At 37.7% G+C, this 22104-nt stretch carries 17 protein-coding genes and 1 pseudogene; 8 read left to right on the top strand and 10 right to left on the bottom strand.

The window, feature by feature from the left end; genetic code table 11:
- Positions 1 to 726 precede the first annotated feature (726 nt).
- Positions 727 to 1059 carry a hypothetical protein gene (locus tag JOC77_RS14310; RefSeq protein ID WP_204544327.1) on the bottom strand — a complete coding sequence of 111 codons (333 nt, stop codon included), beginning with the start codon at positions 1057 to 1059 and terminating at the stop codon, positions 727 to 729.
- Positions 1060 to 1271: 212 nt separating this feature from the next.
- Between JOC77_RS14310 and JOC77_RS14305 the strand changes: the two genes are divergently transcribed.
- The 3 genes from JOC77_RS14305 to JOC77_RS14295 all read left to right on the top strand — a co-directional run bounded on the left by JOC77_RS14305 (position 1272) and on the right by JOC77_RS14295 (position 5139).
- Positions 1272 to 3140 carry an HsdM family class I SAM-dependent methyltransferase gene (locus JOC77_RS14305; RefSeq protein WP_204544326.1) on the top strand — a complete coding sequence of 623 codons (1869 nt, stop codon included), beginning with the start codon at positions 1272 to 1274 and terminating at the stop codon, positions 3138 to 3140.
- Positions 3141 to 3150: 10 nt separating this feature from the next.
- Positions 3151 to 4149 (top strand): restriction endonuclease subunit S, encoded by a 999-nt coding sequence (locus tag JOC77_RS14300; protein ID WP_204544323.1) that lies wholly within the window; start codon positions 3151 to 3153, stop codon positions 4147 to 4149.
- A 297-nt stretch (positions 4150 to 4446) separates the two neighbouring features.
- Complete coding sequence (locus JOC77_RS14295; protein WP_204544320.1) at positions 4447 to 5139, top strand: hypothetical protein; 693 nt, start codon at positions 4447 to 4449, stop codon at positions 5137 to 5139.
- Positions 5140 to 5415: 276 nt separating this feature from the next.
- Here JOC77_RS14295 and JOC77_RS14290 read toward each other — a convergent pair.
- From JOC77_RS14290 to JOC77_RS14265, 6 genes and pseudogenes are all read right to left on the bottom strand, one after another.
- A pseudogene (locus JOC77_RS14290) lies at positions 5416 to 5652 on the bottom strand (CPCC family cysteine-rich protein); the annotation flags it as partial.
- Positions 5653 to 6076: 424 nt separating this feature from the next.
- Positions 6077 to 6454, bottom strand: coding sequence for a hypothetical protein (locus JOC77_RS14285; protein ID WP_204544318.1), 378 nt, complete (start codon positions 6452 to 6454; stop codon positions 6077 to 6079).
- Positions 6455 to 6605: 151 nt separating this feature from the next.
- The gene (locus JOC77_RS14280) at positions 6606 to 6914 is read right to left on the bottom strand and encodes a hypothetical protein (RefSeq protein ID WP_204544316.1); all 309 of its coding nucleotides are present in this window, start codon (positions 6912 to 6914) and stop codon (positions 6606 to 6608) included.
- 8 nt (positions 6915 to 6922) lie between these two features.
- Complete coding sequence (locus JOC77_RS14275; protein WP_204544314.1) at positions 6923 to 7264, bottom strand: hypothetical protein; 342 nt, start codon at positions 7262 to 7264, stop codon at positions 6923 to 6925.
- Between the two features lie 383 nt (positions 7265 to 7647).
- Positions 7648 to 8292, bottom strand: a complete 645-nt coding sequence (locus JOC77_RS14270; RefSeq protein WP_204544312.1) for a hypothetical protein — start codon at positions 8290 to 8292, stop codon at positions 7648 to 7650.
- Positions 8293 to 8752: 460 nt separating this feature from the next.
- Positions 8753 to 8956 carry a hypothetical protein gene (locus JOC77_RS14265; protein ID WP_204544310.1) on the bottom strand — a complete coding sequence of 68 codons (204 nt, stop codon included), beginning with the start codon at positions 8954 to 8956 and terminating at the stop codon, positions 8753 to 8755.
- Between the two features lie 1013 nt (positions 8957 to 9969).
- On the opposite strand from JOC77_RS14265, the gene JOC77_RS14260 reads away from it, so the two are divergent.
- The 3 genes from JOC77_RS14260 to JOC77_RS14250 all read left to right on the top strand — a co-directional run bounded on the left by JOC77_RS14260 (position 9970) and on the right by JOC77_RS14250 (position 15897).
- Positions 9970 to 11520 carry a recombinase family protein gene (locus JOC77_RS14260; RefSeq protein ID WP_204544308.1) on the top strand — a complete coding sequence of 517 codons (1551 nt, stop codon included), beginning with the start codon at positions 9970 to 9972 and terminating at the stop codon, positions 11518 to 11520.
- A 362-nt stretch (positions 11521 to 11882) separates the two neighbouring features.
- The gene (locus JOC77_RS14255; RefSeq protein WP_204544305.1) at positions 11883 to 15059 is read left to right on the top strand and encodes an ATP-binding cassette domain-containing protein; all 3177 of its coding nucleotides are present in this window, start codon (positions 11883 to 11885) and stop codon (positions 15057 to 15059) included.
- Between the two features lie 205 nt (positions 15060 to 15264).
- Complete coding sequence (locus tag JOC77_RS14250) at positions 15265 to 15897, top strand: copper homeostasis protein CutC (protein WP_204544302.1); 633 nt, start codon at positions 15265 to 15267, stop codon at positions 15895 to 15897.
- Positions 15898 to 15942: 45 nt separating this feature from the next.
- Here the strand turns inward: JOC77_RS14250 and JOC77_RS14245 are convergent, their stop codons facing one another.
- Positions 15943 to 17124, bottom strand: a complete 1182-nt coding sequence (locus JOC77_RS14245; protein ID WP_204544301.1) for an MFS transporter — start codon at positions 17122 to 17124, stop codon at positions 15943 to 15945.
- Between the two features lie 157 nt (positions 17125 to 17281).
- Here JOC77_RS14245 and yeiL point away from each other — a divergent pair, with 157 nt between their 5' ends.
- Together yeiL and JOC77_RS14235 are read left to right on the top strand one after the other, a co-directional pair.
- The gene (gene yeiL / locus JOC77_RS14240; protein WP_204544299.1) at positions 17282 to 17989 is read left to right on the top strand and encodes a transcriptional regulator YeiL; all 708 of its coding nucleotides are present in this window, start codon (positions 17282 to 17284) and stop codon (positions 17987 to 17989) included.
- Between the two features lie 101 nt (positions 17990 to 18090).
- On the top strand, positions 18091 to 19140 hold the full coding sequence (locus JOC77_RS14235; protein ID WP_204544297.1) for an LLM class flavin-dependent oxidoreductase: 1050 nt from the start codon (positions 18091 to 18093) through the stop codon (positions 19138 to 19140).
- A gap of 213 nt (positions 19141 to 19353) precedes the next feature.
- Here the strand turns inward: JOC77_RS14235 and JOC77_RS14230 are convergent, their stop codons facing one another.
- Together JOC77_RS14230 and ahpF are read right to left on the bottom strand one after the other, a co-directional pair.
- A complete protein-coding gene (locus tag JOC77_RS14230; protein WP_204544295.1) occupies positions 19354 to 19887 on the bottom strand; it encodes an ECF transporter S component in 534 nt (177 codons plus the stop codon).
- Between the two features lie 677 nt (positions 19888 to 20564).
- A complete protein-coding gene (gene ahpF / locus JOC77_RS14225; RefSeq protein WP_204544293.1) occupies positions 20565 to 22094 on the bottom strand; it encodes an alkyl hydroperoxide reductase subunit F in 1530 nt (509 codons plus the stop codon).
- Between the last annotated feature and the right edge of the window lie 10 nt (positions 22095 to 22104).

Genomic DNA, 22104 nt, shown 5'->3' with positions numbered 1-22104 from the left:
ATACCTCTTTTTCTTGTTTATGTAGTTACGATGTTCCCTGCTTATAAGCTTCCTCAGCGTGATTATTTTCTAATAAGACATTGTACTTTCTTTTTTTAGTATTTGGTATAATTATACCGAACGTAGGTTCTATTTAAAAGCTAAAGTTTTCAACTAGCGGTGGAACGGTAATGTTGTAGTATTCCTCCTCAAATGGTCTCTAAAAGAAACTAACTTACATAGAGGTTTGATTGTTTAGCAAATAAAGAAACTATCTCTTATATAGAATATTTTTGCGAAAGACACACATTGATACCATCCTAATGAAACGGAAAGTACGGCAACTGGAACGGCAAATAAGTAAAGTTAGTCCATCAGGATTTCCCTAGAAACTACAAACTTTTGGTGACAACTATGATTGATAAAACTACGGTACTTACATTAGTGTCACGGCTATTTCTTATAGCTGCGGTTTATCGTTAACTATCAGAAATTATAGTCGCCTAATTCAAGGGTTTTTTCCTGACATTAACTATGGAAATATAGTATTTTGGGACATTAGGTGCTTTTAACGTAGCATCTGTTAACATATTAAAGTGGGTGGTTTAAACATTGCGACAGCCTTTACTGTCCCTTTTCAACATTTTTTGGTTATTCGAGAATAGTTGAAAAAGGTGTAATCGTTTCTTTACTACTGGTTACAAAAAAAAGACATAATTTTAAATTATGTCATAGATGATTATTTTCTTAGATTGCTGCATCAAAGTAAGCAATATTTGATAAGGCTGCCTCCAAGAGATTATTTAAAGATGAGTTTTTTCCCACTAAAGAGCTTTCTATCTTTTCATTAATATTTTCGACAGGATATTTAGAGAACTCTTTACTTACTCTATGTTTGATATCTAGAAGTAATTCTTCTATTGAATTGAAATCCCCGAAGGTATAGTAATTTTTCTGAGTTGTCTCTCTCCAGCGTTCCTCAACCATATAATGATATGTCTTATCATATTTAATAAACAAATCTATATTCAAGGATTTCGAATTAGTAAATCTCCCGATACACTCTCTTTTAGTTTCCATTGCATCCTCCGAAGTTTGATATTAGCATATTGCTTTCAAATTATAATCTAAAATCCGAATGATAGCTAAAAAAACGCTAAAATATTTGTTTCAAGAAGATTATTTTTTACTCCACTGTAGTTGAAAAACAAAAATTTGAATGGTATGATTGAAATATCACAAAACTCCACTGTAGTTTTTTTGAAATACAATACGAAGGGATGTTTTTCTCAATGAGTGAACGTCTTACCGAAAGTATAGTTTATGACTTTTTTAGGAAACACAAAGGACTAAGTTCAGGACAATCTGTAACAATCTACCCTCAGCCACAATACAACGAAATTGAAAAAATAAAGAAATTATTAAAGAACGCATCTAAAAAAGGAAACGGAGATGGTAAACCAGAATTTATCGTCACTTTTCCGTCCCCTAATTCGGATTTACTTATCGTTGTGGAGTGTAAGAAGGATATATTAAAACACCAGAGTAAAACAGGTGACCAATATGGTGAATATGCAGTAGATGGAGTATTATTATATTCGTCGTTTTTATCGAAGGAGTACGACGTCTTGAGTATCGCTGTAAGTGGAATTACAGAAGAACAACTAAATGTCAGCCATTTTTTACAGTTGAAAGGTCAGCCCAAAGCTAAAGCCTTGTCGACAGCGGAACTGCTGACTTTTAATGATTACTTAAGACTTTATCTGTACGATGAAGACAAAGAAAAACAATCTTACGAACAGTTATTAGATTATTCCAGGAAGTTAAATGAGCACTTAAGAGATATAGACCTTTCGGAAAGCCAAAGGCCGCTACTCGTGAGCGGAATTTTAATGGCTTTAGAGGATGCAGCATTTGTTGCTTCATATAAGAAGAAAACTGTACCGAGTACCCTTTCCAAATTCTTGGTAACAACTATTTCTGAGAAGCTTGATGAAAATAAGATATCAGGATTTGCAAAGAACACCATGATACAATCGTATGGTTTTATTAACACCCACTCTGTTCTTGCGAGTGATAAGTTAATAAATATCCCATCACAAACCGAAGAAATAATCTCTGAAGATGCAATAAAAGGAAATTATAACACTGTATTAAGAGATTTAATTGAAGATATTGAAAAGAATGTTAAAGGATTTACTAGGACATATAAATATTATGATGTTCTAGGGAAGTTTTACGCTGAATTTTTACGATACGCAAATGGAGATAAATCGTTAGGAATAGTTCTTACGCCGCAGCATATTACAGAGTTGTTCGTAGATATTGCTAACGTCAATGAGAATTCTATAATCTATGATAACTGCACAGGAACGGCGGGTTTTCCTATTAGTGCAATGAAACGTATGATTGAACTGTGTCAGGGAAATTCGGCCAAAGAGGAACAAGTATACCGAAATTTGATAGGTGCTGAAGCAAACTCTAATATGTTTACATTGGCGGTATCTAATTTATTAATCCGTGGTGTGAAGACTATTAATATTCACTACGGAAGCTGCTTCGAATTGGCAGAGGATATTAAATTGTTAAAACCAAATGTTGGTTTCCTAAATCCTCCATACGCAAAGAAAAAGGAAGATGCAAGGGAATTAAAATTTGTACTTAATAACCTTGAGGTTCTTCAACCATTATCTACTTGTATAGCCATTGTGCCAATTAGCTGTGCAATAAATGACCCTCTTAAAAAAGAGTTATTAAAAAAGCACACATTAGAAGCTGTCTTTTCAATGCCAGAAGAATTGTTTTATGATTCTAAAGCCAGTACTGTAACTTGTATCATGGTTTTTACGGCTCATAAGCCTCACGAACAATCAAATAAGAAGACATTTTTCGGCTATTGGAGAAACGATGGATTTGTAAAAAACAAGAAATATGGTAGAGTAGATAGCGAAAAACAATGGCAAGAAATTAAATCCTCCTGGGTAAGCTCATTTAGAGATAGGGAACCCGTAGAAGGTCAAAGTCTATTAAAAAGAGTGACCGCTGAAGATGAGTGGACAGCTGAGGCATATCTTAATACGGATTATTCTACCTTAACGGAATTAGAGTTCGAGGAGACATTAAAAAGTTTCCTACTATTTTCTTTAAAGGATATATCTTAAGGTGATAACCATGGTTAAGCTAAATGATTACTTTGACGTTAAATATGGGGTGAATTTAGAGTTAAACAAGCTAGAAATTGACCCTAATGGAATTAACTTTGTATCAAGAACTGAAAAGAATAATGGAGTCTCTGCGAAAGTGAAAAGATTGCCGCACATTCGTCCTATACCAGGCGGAACTATAACAGTAGCTGCTGGAGGTACTGTTATGTCGACATACTTACAGCCCTCAGAGTTTTATAGTGGAAGAGACCTATATTATTTAGTTCCAAAAATAGATTTGACTACTGAAGAGAAATTATTTTACTGCTTATCTCTTCGAAAGAATAAATTTAAGTACAGCTATGGTCGGCAAGCAAATACAACATTATCAACTTTAGAAATTCCTGCTAAAGAGGATATTCCTGAATGGGTATACCATAACAATGTGACTAATATGCTGACTGATATGTTAGCTGATTTGGTTACAGCTGAAGAGGATGATATTGACGAAAAGCCGCCGTTATCTGTGCTTGATGAAGAGTACGTGCAGGTGGAACAATTATTCCATGTTTATAATGGAATTGCTTCATCTAGTGTCAAAAGATATGAAAGCAAGGAAAATTCTAACTTCATTCCTTATATTCGACCTTCAAAAAATCAAAGTACATCTATAGATGCCTTTGTCGATAAAGCTGAAATTAGTGATAAGTATATCTTTCCAAAAGGGACTTTGTATGTATCAACCGATGGCCAAGGAAGTCATACTTATTCATATGTTTCAACTTTTGAGTTTGTGCCAAATAGTAATGTTGCTGTACTCGTTCCAAAATATAAGATGGACTTGGTCGATAAGCTCTTTTATGCCTATTGTATAACCAGGAATCGTTATAAATATTCCTATGGAAGGAAGCCAAAAGGGCATCGTTTAAAAGAACTTCTTATTCCTAGCAAGGTTTCAAACGATTATAAAAAATATAGTATGAATGTATTGATAGATAGCTGGAAAGAAAAACTTAATATAAAATAATAATATACTAACCTCACTCGGAGCTCTTTCCAAGTGAGGTTTTTATTTCAAAAAATGCTATTGAAAGTATTTTTTTATGTATTTTTGAAATAGCATTTTGATAAAAGTATATATATTATTTGTTCCCACCGCTTTTTTTGTGTGTGACTCCCAATTTTATGTATTATCCCTCCCAATTTTTCCTCGAGTCCTCCGTATTTTAAAAATCCTCCCTCCCGATTTTTTTAAAAAATAAAAAAGGAAAATCAAAAATTTCGATAAAATTAACTGTCATCATATGAAAAGGAGACTAATTAAATGATTACTTTTAAAGAAAAGGATTTTTTCATGGTAAGCAAGGGGCTGTTTCAAAAAGAAGGTCTAAGAAAAACGGATAGAATGATGTATATTTATCTAAGTTCAATATGTCAAGATAGTCCAAGTCATTTATCATATGCCAAAACGAAAAAAGTAAGGGAATACTTTGGGATTACTACACCAACTATTAAATCTATAACTAATAGATTAACCAAAGCAGAACTGGTAGATGTTGATAAAAAGAACCCTTTACTATTTGAATTGTTTACTCGAGAAAATATGAACACGGAAGGAAACTTTTTTCTACTTCACTATATAATCTTACGGAGCCATATACTAAATGCAAATCAAAAATTAATTTATGCATTTTTGATGAGTAATGCTCGAGGTGAGGAAATGAAGACGCAGATTCCTATGAGTAAAATTGCATCTGGATGTGGGATTAGAGATGATAAGCAGCTGCGTGAGGATATTAAAGGGTTAACAGAGTTAGGTTTAATTACCCAGACTTTAAAAAGAAAGCGATATATGAGTAGAATTCAGTTTGAAAAGTATGAATATGAGATGTGTGAAATACCAGAATCTTTTACTCTAGGAATAAAAGATTCATTAGACTCGGACAACTTAATTGATTACGATAGTTCTTTAGAGGATATTGTAGATGCAATATTTAAAGAAAAAAAATATGGTTGAAACAGCCCAACGAGAGTAAGTTTTTGAGCCAGGTTGGTTATAACATATAGTATCCATTTCATAAGCATAAAGTTAGGATAATGGATAAGATTGGTTGGTCAAATATTTAATCAAGATTTGGGAGAAGAGAACCGTTTCCGTCTTGGGCACCTGCTTGGTGAGGAAAACGGTTCTTTCTTTTTACTGTTATGTACTTTCTACAAAGACAAAAAGAGCCCCTGAAGGGACTCTGACCCAGTTGCACGTAGTTGCTCCGTTTATGTCGAGTACATTCCATTAAATTGAAGGCTTCCACTTCAGGTCTTTTATTTCATTATCATTAGGAGCTCTAACAAGGTCGATAACTACTTTTTCGCAAGCCCTGAACTCTATATAGTTTTTTTGTGCCTCTTTTAATGAAATACCATTTACCTCCCAGACAGCATCTGCATCATCCCAACAGGCGGGGTCGTCCTGCCAAAAGCATATAGGACATATTTCTAAAGCATCGCTTGTTAATGTTTTATAACCGCAGCAAAGACACGTTTTTTTTTCACTTTAACACCTCACTAGACCTAAGAATAAACACTAACCCACTAACCAACCAATGCGATACGGATGCAATTCCCTGTGCTTATTCATGTGGTTCAAGACTATGTCTTCGAATGAAAATCGAAGCTTCTGAATGACTTCCTCTTTATATATGTTCAATTGTAAATCAATCAATTTCGTATTCGAATTAATAATCGAAGGTGTAACGTGTATCAAAGTTTGACAGAACTCACCCTTCACTAAGGTAGTATCAAGTTTACCGAAGTAGATTTCGTCATGCTCCTGATAATAAAAATGAACCCCTATAGTTATGGTAGCTGCACCTTCATAATTTGTTTTAACTTCTTTCGCCTGAAATGAACCTTTCATTCGCAATCCCATCCATCCCTATTGAACAAACTACCTTTTAACCGAAGTTTATTTTTACTTGTCCTTCCATGGCAGCTACAACTAAACAACCATTTAAAAACTGTTCCAGTTTTCCTTTTTCCTTTTCTACATCGATAGTTGGTTGCTGCACTTCAGTAAATATACGAATCAAAGGATGTAATTCGTCATATTGGACTTCTGAAAAAAATTCACTTTCTTCTATCCTTTTAACCGCAGCGAAAATCTCTTTATGAGAAAATACCACCTCGCTATTATCTCCACTCCAATCATCAGGACCCAGTTCTCTTTGACCTAAAGCTTTATATAGAAGTTTCACATTAGAATCCCATACCGAATATCCTATTGCTGCTCTTTCTTTTCCTTCTGTATCATATGCGGAAATATAATGTCCCATTTAACGCACCATCCATTCCACTCATTTATTTGTAGCCGTTCAATGACTATCTTCGATATGGTAAGGGTTGATAAAATCGATGCTAATAAAAAGTCTAGATGTACTCACTAATTGGGTTATAGAAGTAATCAGGTTCCTATTAGAAACAGAGTTATGAATTCCTTCCAGTATTGCCTACATCACAGGAGAATTCTCCTCTTGCGTCAGAGTTATCTTTATTGTTTTTTTTCTTATCTTTCCTTTCTTTGTCTTTTTGTTCTTTATATTCAAAATAATAAAAGTAAATAGGTGCAACAATATGGAACAATACTACTTTCCATAAGGGAAAGTTCAAAGGTACTTTGTCTTGTTTTTTAGATGTATCAACGTCTGATGTATAACTCTTATTTTCTGTTGATGAATTAGGCTCGATTTGGAAAACCATCATTAGGGATAGCATTATTTTCTTTGATTTAAACACCCTCCTCATCATAAATCCCTCATTAGTTGTTCCGTAAACTTTGCGAATGTCGCTTTGACAGAGAGCTCCTTTAATCTATCCTCAAGTTTTGATAAATCTCTTTGGTATGTTACTTTATCCACATTCTCAATATGGTCCAAATGCTGAAACTCTTCCAAAATTGATAATGAAAATTTTACAAAATAATCAGACTCCTTGTATCTAGCGATAAAAGGGAATAAAAAGTATGAAAGAGATAGAGACGGATAAGCATTGATGAAGTGGGGGGAAATGTTTGTTTCATAGTCGACCTTTTCTAAATCTAAAAATGGCTTCAGGGTTTGAAAAAAAGTTAAATTGGATGTATTCATTTTCCTATAACTCCTTCTAAATTATTTTTGAATAGAACTTTCACGTACAATTAAAACATTTATTAATAGTGAAAAATGTCAAAAGGAGTAATAATGCTATTATTTTTCAACTCTATTTTTAGACAAAAAATGATAAATTTAATGAATTCTTTTGTGTATTCCAGTTATATTGACAAACAAATTAAGTCAATTTTTTTAAATATAGAGTTAATATAGAGTTAATATAGATTAAATATTGACGAAATATAGAAATAGTTCTGTTATGCTTACTAAGCAAAACTAAATAGTAATAATTATCGTAGAAAAATATTTTAATAACAAAAAATCGCAGCAAAAAGCTGCGATTTTTCAATGTAATGTTTGAACTCTAATAATACTAACTGTTATCGATAAAAATTTGGCACTGTATTCTTCTTGGTATTAAACCGTAAATTACGCCATGACAGATGGACATTGTTTCTTTTAGCTTGAGAAATCAAATAATTAGCTAGTCGTTTTTTTTGTTCAATTATTCCAGAATACGCAGGAAAACCATTAATAATATTAAATGTCTGTGCCATTCTATAAATATTTCCTGTTTTTGAAGCGTTATAAAGGATATCTTTCAATCCCCTATAAGTGTCTTTCGTTAAGTAAACCCTAACTTTATGCTCTCTAGTAAGTTGTATCCGAAAAGCCGACATTTCGCTGATTTTTAAATAAATCGGTGATTGTCGTATATCACTAAATCTATCATCATAAACAATCTCATCAGAAACCGAGCCTTGGGTATGTAAGATAACCATTATATTTTGCCAACGAAGATAATAGAAGTTAGCAACGCCTTTGGCTTTTATCCTATGCCGCTGCCACTTCGATTTATTTGTTTTATACTTTTTAATAATTTTTTTATCAATCTCTCCCCATTTTGATTGTTTAGAAACTGGAAGTTCTGTTAAATGATAATGATAGTATCCCTTGCCACAGAGATTAACAATCATCTGAAGTAATGCTTGCCATGATGTTACTAAGTAATCCTGTTGTGCCATATACAACACCACCTCCCGATGGAAAAAACAAACAGCACAAATAAAGTCCGCCAGGACAGATATGGTGCCACCCATATCCCTTTCTCTCTTTTCTGCATATCCCAATCGCTTTTGGTTGTCTCGAAGTCAGAAGGTCGCCAAACCTCCACAAGAACTAACTCACCCACTGCCTTGCAGGATTGTTAAAAACCTAATTGCGAAATCTCCCATCGTCGGCATCAATTGACCCGCTACGACCTTCCCATTTTAGTCATATTCTTCAAAAACAAGTTCTGGTTGACTCCAAGGCAAATCTAATAAGGGCAGAATGTGGAAGCTCCCTCTTACTCACCATACGGCTTTCGGTCGATTTACCTCTTCACAGTCGGTTCGGCACCCACTTCTTGTTTTCTTACTCGGTTGCTTCCTACTAAAACGCAGGATTGCTTTAAAATGGAGCATGTTCCATTATCTTTACGGGTTAAGCTATTTGCACATACCACTTTCGTGGAGCTAAGCTTTTACTTAGCCAATCATATCCGCCAAGATTGATTATTACTCCCCCGCCGAGCTGAACGTTGAGCTGTTGCCAGGTCTCCCCGCCAGGTGGATTTTCACCACTTAGATTAATTTCAGCAAAGCTGAAAAATATGACAGACAGAAATTCACATCGCTGAATATCCATCGTTTCAATGTCGCCCACTTTCAAAAAAACCACAAGGTTCCTTCATTGGGTAGAAGCGATTTTATTCGCAGCCCCCGTTGTCTCGACGCAAGCACCTCTCAATGCACGTCGCTTCAGGTGTATCAGCTTCATCTCGTTTGGCGAACAAGACTTCACACTGGTACAGCATGCTCTATCAGTTGGCGTTCCGATATGCATACTTGCATTTAAAAAGAGAAAGATTTGTTTACAAATTTTTTAGTTGAAATTGGCATTTTCAACTTTGGCAATTTGTTTTAATATTCATTTAACGTAAAAGTGGTTGGCAGCCTAATTTTTGTTAAACGAGACAAGCTGCCTGCGGCAGATGAAACATCTTTAATTTCAATCTTTCAGCATCAGAACCCTCTCAGTTCCGACACATCCTACCACATTCCTTAATAGGGGTAGCGAATACAATAAAATTCGTTCTCTCCCAGTCTTTAAAATAATATAACGAAAAAATTTTTTTTGTTAAAAAATCGGTATATATCTTAGATTATTTTTTAAATATTATGAATATATAAATTTCTATCCTTCTCAAAATTAAAATTCGATTTTGCGTATTTTTAAATTTTAAAATGCTATCTTGAATTTACGATATATCGAGGCAAATAATTAAAGACAATCAGGAGAGGAACACAAGCTATGTTTACTACCAAACCAATACAACCTACTAAAGAAGAACTAAAAAAGGACCAACTTGTACAAGCATTGGTTAATATAGTTTCAGCCTATGCAAATACACGTAAGTAGTTTCCGTTTTTCACAATTTATATAAATTGGTGCTATCATATTAAAAACTTTGGGGAAATCCCAAATCGTTTTATTCATAAGAACAATACACATACAATCGGTGTTAAGTTGAAAAATGATGGCATTATAGGCTCATGTTGATGCTTTGGAATTAGGCTGCAAGATTAAAAAATAATAAATCAAAGAGTAAAGTTATTTTTAGCTAGTGTAACTTTACTCGTCTACAAGGAGTGTTTGTAATGAATAAAAATTCGGTAGTAGGTATATATATACGAGTTTCCACAGAGGAGCAAAAGGATGGTTTCTCTTTAGAAGCTCAGAAGGATACATTATTACGATATGCAGAACAGAACAATTTTGACGTCTATGATGTCTATGATGACGGCGGCTTTTCGGGAAAAGATTTTAATCGTCCAAATGTTCAAAGGATGTTTAAAGACCTTCAGAAGAATAAGATTGATACAATATTAGTTTGGAAAGTCGATAGACTTTCACGTAATAACACTGACGTCTTAAATTTAATTGACAATTTTTTAAGAACAAAAAACAAAAGGATATTAGTTAGTACTGGAGATATTGATTCTTCAACTACTACTGGGTATATGTTTATTTCCCTGTTAAGTACATTTGCACGTTATGAGAGAGAGACCTTGGTAGACAGAGTTAAATCAGGTATGGAGAAACGTGCTGAGCAGGGTGAATGGAATGGTGGCAGAATTTTAGGGTATGACAATATTAATAAGAAATTAGTTATCAATCCAGATGAAGCTAAGATTGTTAAAAAAATCTTTGAACTTCGAGCTGAAAACTGGGGCTATAAGAAAATAGCTAATTATCTCAATCATCGTGGAAAAAAAACCAAAAACAAAAATCTCTTTAAATTGGAATCAGTTAAGACAATTGTAAATAATGAGATGTACACGGGTAAAAGTGCGTGGGGCAAACAAAGAGATTGGTCTACAAAGAGAAGAGCTGGTGTAGCTAATCCGATTACTAGCGAGGGTCTACACAAAGCAATCATAGATATTGATTTATGGAACAAGGTAAAACAAGTAAACTCCCTACAAAAAGAAACATATTCTTCAAATCGAAACTTCAATGGAAACTTCTTTTTATCTGGTGTTCTGAAGTGTCCACGCTGTGGAGCAAGTACAGTAATGAACAAGGTTAAAAAACGTAATGGCGAGGGTTATCATCTATATTACATGTGCCAGGCATACCATAGTGCGGGAAAAGCCGCTTGTAACAGTAATTTGATTAAAAAAGAATGGATTGAAGAAAAAATCCTTGAAATTATTAACGTTATTATTGGTGATGAAAGAATTATTGCAGATGTTTTGGATAAGCTACAAACCCCTGGGTCTTCTAAAGACGACGAATTACTAAATGATTTACAGATAATGAATCTAGAATTTGAGAATCTCAGTAAAAGACAGGGTGAATTAGATGAAGCATATTTCGCAAATAAGCTTAAAGCAGAAAATTATAACCGTTTAGTAGAAAATGTGAATACTAAATTGAATGATATTGACCTGAAAATCAAAGCCATCGAGAAAGAAATGGCTTTGAATAAACCAATTGAAATAACACCTGCAATTATTAGAGAAGCATTCGAGAACTTTACCAAAGCTTTCGAGGTTGCTGATGATGAGGACAAGAAATTGTTAATTAGGTCATTAATTAAAGAAATATATGTTACAGATGACAGAAAGAAGCTAAAGAACATTTCTTTTTGGTTTTTTGACACTAATGATTTACCAGCTAACGATGAATGGAGAACCTTACCATAAGTAAATTAAGTTATTAGTAGAAGAGCTAAAGTACACATTATTAATAGAATTTTTTATTTCAGCCTTGATAAGGAGATAATTCTTTCTAATCAACATCTTTATTTGAAGATGATAAACAGAAGAAAGGTCTATCCAGTTTTATTATTTCGCTGCCTGTCACTCTTCGATTTTTGTCGATGAATGATAGGTTTTTTGATGAGTGGAATGTGAAAGAATAATAGAATGGTGCTGCCATTGATAATTGTTAGGGTATGCCGTCTGTTTGTTTAGAAAGAGTCTTTTAATTCAAAAAAACAACAAATACATTATTCGCTGTGCTAACGTGGAAGGACTAGGTTTAATAGAGTAGAGAGGATGTACATATGAAAGTAAATCGATTAATTGCGAACAATATTAACCAATTAGATGCCGTACTGCCATCAGATCATTCGTTAGGAATTGCAGGTTTGTCTGGGTCCGGTAAGACCACTTTTTGTCAAACGATTGGTGAAGAATCCAAGAAGCGTCTCGTTTCTTTATTGCCAAAGGCTGAATATCAGTATTTGTTTTCTAATATTATGGAAACGAATTTCAGTGCCATCAAGATGGAAGACATGCCTTTAGTTCTTTTTCTAGGAAAATCATCGATTTCTTCTAATCCGCGGTCTACCATTGGCACCCATACGGGTGTTTTTAAAGAGATTCGTGTTCATCTTGCTGATAAATTCAATCTTTCTCCAGAAGTTTTTTCCTTTAACAATGCATTAGGTTGGTGTACAGATTGTAAAGGGCGCGGTACTACCAAAAACGTGGAATGTAAAAAGTGTATGGGCATGCGCTATAATCAGGAAGCCCTGCAATATACGATTGACTTATTTGAACAACCACATAGTATTTCCGATATCAACGACTTAAGCATTGAATCCATTCTTTCATTAGCTGAAGTTTTACATATAAGTGAAGCGAAGCAGTATATTCTCCAAAATATTATCAATATGAATATTGGTTATTTAACATTAAATCGGATTATGGGTACTTTGTCAGGAGGGGAATTAACTCGGCTTTACTTGGCAGAATTCATGGCGGCCAGTGAGAATACCGTTATTATTATTGATGAAATCTCCGTTGGTCTTGATCACGACACATTATTGAAAATTTTAGAGCAGATTAAACAGTTAGGGTATAAGAATCAACTTTGGCTCATTGATCATTCTGATACTGTGCTCGATACAACGGATGAGCAATTGTTCTTTGGGCCTGGAAGTGGTAAGTATGGTGGGAAAATTGTGGAAGAATCACCACGTCCAAGTCCAATCATCTGGGAACGAAATCAAGCAATGCCAACCGAATACTATCAATTTCAGGATCTTTACTGTCGGAATATTCAAATCTCTGAGATTCAGCTTCCCAAAAATAGACTTGTCACTTTTACCGGTGAGTCTGGATGTGGTAAATCTACTCTCGTCAATGAGTGTATCGCCAAAGATTTTTTGAAGCGATATCCAAAGGATAAACTCGTCATGGTTGGGCAGGACCGAAACAAATCGATTACCAGCCGGTCAACAGTTGCGACGTTTCTTGATATTAAAAAGAAACTCACAAAATATAGTGAAGAGATTGATGATATTTTCGGGCGCTCGATTGAAGATATTATTGATGAACTTCCAAAGGAAGACATCGCTCACAAACGCTTGAGTTTATTGATCAAACTTGGACTTGGTTATTTGACGTTAGAAAGAAAAACACAATCCTTATCAACGGGTGAATTTCAATGTATTCATTTAGTTTCTGAGTTGTTTGCGAACGCAAGAAATCCACATACTCTGTTTGTTTTTGACGAGCCTTCAAAAGGGTTATCGCAAAATATTTTAAACCAATTTATTGATAGTGTCAGGGTCATTCTAGAGGATGAATCTGTCTCTATCATGATGATTGAACATAATGCCTATATGCTGGAAAGCTCCGATTTTATCGTTGATTTTGGTAAAAGACAGCTTGCACCTGTCGAGAATCTTAATGTTGTCAGTCATGAAGATTATTATCGTCAAAAAAATAATAAAGAGAGAGTTGCTCCCTTGCACATTTCTTCAACACTCAAACACCAAGAGGGTATTCACTACTTAAAAGAAAATCATATGGTCTATTTTAAAAAGGCAGAAAACGTCTATAAGGGCGGCATTTTAAAAAGCTTATCACCAATGGCCCGTGTGATTTATGGCGAATACGAATCTGACACCATCGCGCCTGTTATCGCCATTGATCTTGAAAGGCACTTGTATAGTCAATATAGTTTTCTCTATGAAATTGGGGGGCTGATCAACCATATTGTAGCTGCTCATCCGACCAATAAAGATCCAAGCAGCTTCGATTTCTACTATCAAGAAAATCATTGTCCATGTTGTTCTGGCCGTCGGGTCATCGAAAAATTTGATATTGATGTTGTCATTCAAGACAAAACCGTGCCATTCTGGGATGGCTTATTACATTCAGACGTGATGGAGGTATTAAAATATTATCAATATCCAAAATTGCAATTCCTATTTGATGAGATAAAGAATGAACTTGGTCAGGATATTAGTAAAAGCTATAATGAGATGACAGAAGCAGAAAAGCAAACCTTTTTATATGGTTATTGGGAAAAGTCATTTTATGATAAAGCAGGCAAGGCTTCGAGAACATGGGAAGGCTTTAATTTAATCATTGGGCGTTATATGTTTATTTCGAAATCTATCATTAAAGATCATATGAAAGCATCAAAAGAGATGATTACCTGTCCTATTTGTCAAGGAACCGTGCTAAACCATCATAAAAAACTAACATTTGGTGATGTGGATATACGTGAAATCATTCATCAGCCGATAGATCAAGTCATAAAAACAGTAGGGAAGTTACCAGAACTGGAAAAACTTAAAGCGATAGTTGGCGGCGATATGGTGCTTACGGAAGATGTTTCCTCCCTTTCCAGGGAAACACAAGCAGCACTGAAAATTCTTGAAATTGAACAAGCAAGATTTGTAAACTATGAAATTGTTTTACAAAATGTCTTGCCATTCTGGGACAGTATTAAAGGCAAAATCGAAGCAATAAGCAGCAAAAATCGGATCACAATCTGTGATTTTGCCAATATTACAGAAACGAGAGAAACCATTATTGAAAAGTATTTCACCAATGGAAAATACAAAAAACTAACTTATGTTTATGAAGCGTTCGGTTACAAAAAAATTGTTACCCAAATTAATAAGATTAAAGCAAGTCATCCATGTCCATTCTGTAAAGGGAAGAAAGTCATTTCAGAGGATGGTCTTCATGATGGCGTACAAAAATTATCGGTACCCTGTGTGAGTTGCTATGCCAGTGGCATCAATGATGAAGGTCGGAAGGAGATAGTCGATGGCATCGACGTGCAAACCTGGTTAACAGGCAAAGTAAGGAACGTTGTTGCTGAAAGCTTACTAACGGAGGAAGCTGCAGATATTCCTATTTTCAATCGTATTCGTGAGTTGGATAAACGAGATATGATGTCCGTTTATCAATGCCTTGAGCAAAATACTCAGGCTTAGACTAAATACTTGCAGATTGACAAATCGTCCCGAAATATCAAAAACTACCCTAGAAAAAGTTTATCATTGATTGAAGAAATCAATTCAGCAAAAAGTAAGGGACTGGAAACTACAGCTGAAAGCAGAAAAAGACCTTACGGACCTATCAAATGATTCGGATATAAAGCAGGTTTCGCGTTAAACTTTATTAGCAAGGTGGATGGATATGCTTAAGGAAGTTTGTGTGGAGAATTTTGCAATGATCCCCGAGAAGATTGCCAAGGGGGCAGGCCGCATTGAGCTTTGTGACAATCTTTCTGCAGGAGGTACAACGGTAAGCCACGGTGTTGCTTTAAAGGCCATAGAATACTGCCATAGCAAAGATATTAAGGTCATGTCCATGGTAAGGCCAAGAGGCGGGAAGTTTATTTATAGTATCGAAGAAATTGAAATCATGAAGCATGATCTACTCCATCTCAAACAGTTAGGCACAGATGGAGTAGTGTTTGGCTGTTTAGATCATACAGGGTGGATTGATGAAGCAGCCATGGCCGCCCTATTAGAGTTGGCTGAAGGGGTAGAAATCACCTTTCATATGGCGTTTGACCAAATAAAACCTGGAAAACAGCTTGATGCCATTGATTGGCTGGTGAAACAAGGTGTACATCGAATTTTAACTCACGGAGGCCCATTAGATTTCGGAATCGAGCATCATTTGTCCAGGTTAAAGGAGTTTATAGACTATGCAGCTGGCAGAATCATAATCCTTCCTGGCGGCGGAATTACTAGAAACAATCTTCTTTCCATTACAACAGTGTTAAATGTCAGCGAAGTTCATGGGACAAGAATAGTTGATTAAAAGTTCAACAAAAAGAGCATACCCGAAAAAGGTATGCTCTTTTTGCTAACCAGCGAAATGTTCAGCGGCAATTTGCTTCTTGTGCGCGAGTTTTCTGTAAACCAGCGCCACGATGAAGGATGGAATGGAACAAACCAGCATTCCGAGGAATGCATATCTTGGCTCTATTTCATATAAGTATCCGCCAAATACGGTGAATACTGCCGTGCTCCAGCTAAGGGCGAGGGCAGAGTAGATTCCCTGTGCATTCGGGACGTCCTTGGGCGGGATGTTCTGGACTAAATATTTCATAAATGCATAGTGACCCATGGCGAAGGATAATGCGTGCAATAGCTGCGACACAGAGAACACCGCAATACTCGGAAAGGCAAATACGAGAATCCATCGGACGGTGGAACCCAGTGCTGCCAGTGCCAGCAGGGAGCCTGCCGAGAAGCTGCGAAAGGCGCGGTCGGCAATCAGAAAGAACAGGATTTCTGCAATGACCCCGATGTTCAGGATGACCCCTGTCAGATATTTGGGTGCGTTGATTTCCTGCAGATAGATGTACCCATAGTTGTAATAGGATGCGTGTGCGGCCTGCAGCAGGATCACAATGACGAGCACAAGACCGAAGTGTTTGGCTTTGAATGGCTTCAGCAGGGAGCTTCTGTCTGCAGGATCTGCCTTTGGTTTTTCGGTCAGGACATCGGGTGCGCGCATCATGCCAAGGCAAACCAGCACAGAGACACCGAGCAGGAGTCCCCACAGTATGGCTTCCTCCCCGAATTTCCCCGTGAAAAAGGTCAAGGTCATGCCGCTGACGATGAAGCCGAAGGAGCCCCAGGAGCGGCTCTTGCCGTAATGCTTTAATTGCTTATTCTGGACGAGAACGCCCGCTGCGGTATCCATTGCCGGCATCAGGGCCGGGTAGAAGAAATGCAGGAACAAGACGGCGACCAGTAAGCTTGTATAAGAATTGGCGGGGATACAGAGCAGCAGGATGATGAACGTGCCGATTCCCATGCCGTTCAGCAGTATTTTGCTGCTGAATTTCCCTGATAAACGCGGGAAAGCAAATAATGTCGAAAGTCCCCTTATTACGAGCCCCAGGCTCATGATCAAGCTTGCCTGTGCCACAGTCATTCCCTTTGAATGGATCATCCATCCTGTCCAGTAGGGCAGGAAAATTCCCCATGTGAAAAAGAAACTGAAAAATTGTCTACTCATCCAGCGTTGAGAGTTCATGATCGATTCCTCCAATAATTGCATCATACCAATGGCAATCGTAAAATAATATGAGAAATCTCATATTTTAGATTTAGATTAATCTAGAAAAAGGAGGCATAGGGGCAGGATCAGAGCCAAAGAACAGCGAACCGCTCCCGTGCTTTGGGTGAAAGCAATGAAAAAAGTTCAAATGAAAGAAAGACAGCAGTATTTGGAGAAGCACTCCATCTCAGAATTATTCTCCTTTCCAATTGAAGAATACATCGAGGTCCATGAGTACAGGCGCGATGAATGGATCATTCGGGAGGGCATGCGGCCGGATTATTTGTATTATGTGATAGAAGGAAAAGCGAAGATTTACATGACTTATCAGAATGGAAAGGTATCACTGATCAATTTCATCAATGCCCGTGACTATATCGGGGAGATGGAGCTGCTCAATGAAGTGTACTATACAAAGGGAATCCAGGCGTCCACAAAGACGGTCTGTTTTGCGATTCCCCTGCATCAATGCGGCAAGCAGATGCTCGAGGATATAATATTCCTGCGGGAGCTTACGAAATTCTTAAGCGTTAAGGCCACACAAATGGCTGCAAAGTATTCCCAAAGCCTCGCTTTCCCGCTGGAAAACCGCTTGGCGGACTTTATCCTGCAGACGGCTGACGGCGATATTTACAGAGAAAAACACGTCACTGTCTGCGATTTTCTCGGCGTCTCCTACCGCCATCTATTACATGTCCTGGCTAAGTTATGCGAAAAGGGTTATTTGCATAAGGCAGGGCGTCAGTATCGGATAGAAGACCGAGAGCGGCTGGAGCAGCTTGCGGGAGTGTCAAGGAACGGTGAGGAAGCCTTAATTTATCGGGTTATTCGTAATGAATAAATCTCGAAATTGAGGTATATTAAAGTAAATTAGTAGGAAGAAGATATTTAAAACCACGCTTCTCTTACAAATTCATCTTGCAATCCAGGAGTGAATGCTTAATGGAGATAGGAATCAGTACATTTGTAGAAACAACACCGGACGTTAAAACAGGGGAAGTCGTCAGCCATGCACAGCGATTGCGTGAAGTCGTTGAGGAAATTGTGCTTGCTGATCGAGTAGGGTTGGATGTATTTGGGGTAGGAGAGCATCATCGCCAGGATTTCGCAGCATCCTCTCCAGCTGTTGTGCTGGCTGCCGCAGCTTCGCAGACAAATCGGATCCGGCTGACGAGTGCGGTCACTGTACTTTCCTCTGCAGATCCGGTACGTGTATTCCAGGATTTTGCGACGCTTGACGGCATCTCGAATGGGCGTGCGGAAATCATGGCAGGCCGTGGTTCCTTCATTGAATCCTTTCCGCTGTTTGGCTATGATTTAAATGACTATAATGAGCTTTTTGAAGAGAAGCTGGATCTGCTGCTGAAATTACAACAGTCTGAAGTTGTATCCTGGTCCGGCAAACATCGTCCGGCCATAGACAATCTTGGTGTATATCCGCGTCCGGTGCAAAATCCTTTGCCTGTATGGATCGGGAGCGGGGGCAATAGTGAGTCGGTCATCCGTGCTGGACTGTTAGGGCTGCCACTGGTGCTTGCGATCATAGGAGGACGTCCTGTCCAATTCGCTCCGCTTGTCCAGCTTTATAAACAAGCGGCGGCTCAGGCTGGTCATGACGTCTCTAAATTGCCGATTGCCTCTCATTCACATGGTTTCATTGCAGAGGATAACGAAACGGCATCGGATAAATTTTTCCCTCCTACCCAGCAAGTCATGAATGTGCTCGGAAGGGAGCGGGGCTGGGGGTATTATGGCCGGGCATCATTCGATGCGGCACGAAGCTTTGAGGGTGCACTCTATGTGGGGGATCCGGAAACTGTTGCCCAAAAGATCATTCACCTCCGAAAGAACGTAGGCATCACACGGTTTATGCTGCATGTACCGGTTGGTTCCATGCCGCATGCGGATGTAATGAAGGCTATCGAACTGTTGGGGAAAGAAGTGGCACCTATCGTTCGTGTAGAAGTGGCCAAATGGGAAGCCAGTCAGTAAACCAAGCATCTACGCTGGACAATCTTTGCCAGTGAGCAATTTCTTGTTTATCCAACCCTATGCTGCCTATACAGAAGGCCGGTTAAATTGAATTATGAATTAGTTGTGTAGAAAAAAAAGGAGAATGCTTGATATACAAAGCATTCTCCCTCTTTCATGTCATATAAAAAATGTTGATAAGAAACTATTTGTGTATTTGTGCATCTTTAATAACTATTTAAAAAATGGAATTTTTTTCAGTACAGTACAAACTGGAATGGCTACACAGATCCCTACCACATTTTGAACGATGTTTCCGGGAATAGAGGCCGCTGGTGCAATCCAGCTGCTAAATAGAACCCATTCACAAATGTAATAACCAGCTAACATAACAGGAACCGAAATGATAGTAGCGAAAAGATTGAAACCATTACTACTTCCATTGCGGCCTTTAGACCAGGCAATTTTTCCAACTATATATCCTTGCAGGCCGCGAGTTAAAATGGTGAACGGTGCCCACAATGTCCACCCAGAGATTAAGTCGAATAAACCCATCCCAACAGCACCAGCGATGGCGCCTTTTTTAGGACCAAATAAGATGGATGCGATAAAGAGCATAGCTGTTCCAAGATGAACTAAACCGCCGTTTGCCGTGATCGGCAGTTTGATATTTAAAAAGATCGTTGCAACGAATACGAGGGCAATTAACATGGATGTTAGAATTAAATTAAAAGTGCGTGCATTTGAATAACTTGTTGTTTTTTGCATAGTCTTTAACCTTCCTTATCATTTTTTTATAGGCTTCAAGGAATAGTTTCGCAAGGCTATGGTTTCCTTTGAAACCTAAGTCGCGTACGTCTGGAGAAGGGTATAGTCAACACTACAATTAGTTCCTTATTTGGACGAAATATTCTGATAAAAGGATAAAAACTTCACCAAAGATTCCGTTATCGAGTATAAGGACATAATCAGCGGGTTCAGTCCAAACTTGAAAAAGCGGTTGCCAATGATAGTATCCCTTCCCCTTAAATCCGTTTTCGCATTTACTGATAACCTTAGCAAAGGATTGGTATATTTAAAAGTGTCAATTTAGCGTAAAACTTAGGGGTCAGTTTATAAAAAAATCGTAAAAATTATATGTTTTATCATGAAATGAAGAATCCTAGCTTTGTAATAGGATAAATAATGAAGCAAAAAGACCTTAAAAAATGATAGGCAGAGCCGTATCCTTTTAAGGTCTTTTTTTCAAAATCAATCAAATTTAAATCGCAATTACCAAATATCACGGTGAACCGAATCATGAATGACATTCAGTTATCTTCTCCAGAAGAGTCCATGAAACCGCTTAGGAGCTTAAGGATCCATACTAAAATTGACAAGCTCCCAGAAAAAAAGAAAGTCGCTTCACTATCGGTCAGACAGCGAAGCGACTTTTGGAAGTTTCATTAATTTCGGATGAGATAATCGAATGCACCTAAGGATGCGGTAGCACCTGATCCCATAGAAATAATGATTTGCTTATATGCACTGTCCGTACAATCGCCTGCAGCAAATACTCCAGGTACGTTTGTAGCACCATGCTTATCTACAATAATCTCACCGAAGCGGGTGAGTTCAAGAGTCTCGCCTAACCAGTCGGTGTTTGGAACAAGACCAATTTGAACAAAAACACCTTCTAATTCAATATGGTGAACTTCTTCTGTATCACGATTGATGTAGGAAATACCGTTTACCTTGTCGGTGCCGGTAATCTCTTTGGTCTGTACGTTCTTTAGGACCGTTACATTAGGCAGGCTGTAAAGGCGTTCCTGTAATACAGCGTCAGCCTTCAGCTCTGGCATAAACTCAAGAACTGTAACATGCTTCACGATTCCTGCGAGATCGATTGCAGCCTCAATACCGGAATTGCCTCCGCCGATTACTGCAACATGCTTTCCTTCAAACAGAGGACCATCACAATGTGGACAGTATGCTACACCTTTATTTTTGAACTCTGCTTCGCCTGGTACGCCAACATTGCGCCAGCGTGCACCTGTTGAAAGAATAACGGTTTTGCTCTTTAAAACAGCACCATTTTCTAGTTCAAGTTCGATGAGTTCGTTCTTTTCTAAACGCTTGGCACGCTGTAAATTCATTACATCAATGCCATACTCTTTAACATGTTCTTCAAGGCTTGCAACAAGCTTAGGACCTTCTGTATATTTCGTACTTATAAAGTTTTCAATACCCATGGTGTCCATAACCTGGCCGCCAAAGCGCTCAGCCACGATACCTGTGCGAATGCCTTTGCGTGCCGCATAGATGGCTGCACTTGCACCGGCTGGTCCGCCTCCAACAACAAGCACATCATATGGATCCTTATCAGCAAGCTCTGCTGCATCAGGGCCGTTCCCCATCTTGGCGAGGATTTCCTCAAGTGTCATACGGCCGCTGCCGAAAGATTCACCATTTAGGAAAACAGTTGGTACTGCCATGATGTCTTTGCTTTCTACCTCTTCTTTGAAAGCTGCGCCGTCGATCATGGTATGAGTAATGCCAGGGTTGAGAATGCTCATTAAATTTAGTGACTGAACAACATCTGGACAATTGTGGCAGCTAAGACTGATATAAGATTCAAAGTGATATTCACCTTTGATACTCTTAATTTGATCAATGACCTTTTGATCTACCTTAGGCGCTCTTCCGCTAACCTGCAGCAAAGCAAGCACTAAAGACGTAAATTCATGTCCCAGAGGAATACCGGCAAACGTTACTCCAGTATCTTCGCCGAGACGATTCACGCTAAAGCTCGGTGTTCTTTGTAATTCAGCTTTCTCTACCTTAATGTTGGATGACATGGCGGCCAATTCATCTACTAAAGCCAGCAGGTCGCGAGATACGTCATCAGAGCCTGCGCTGACTTTTAGAAGGACATCACCCTCCAACAATTGAAGGTATTGGGCTAATTGTGCTTTTATATCTGCATCTAGTAACATTTAATCGGCT

Origin of the sequence: Peribacillus deserti (assembly GCF_016909175.1) — a bacterium.
GTDB lineage: Bacteria > Bacillota > Bacilli > Bacillales > DSM-1321 > Paraperibacillus > Paraperibacillus deserti.
The sequence above is the reverse complement of the archived record's forward strand: the minus strand, read 5'-3'. Positions and strand labels throughout refer to the sequence as shown.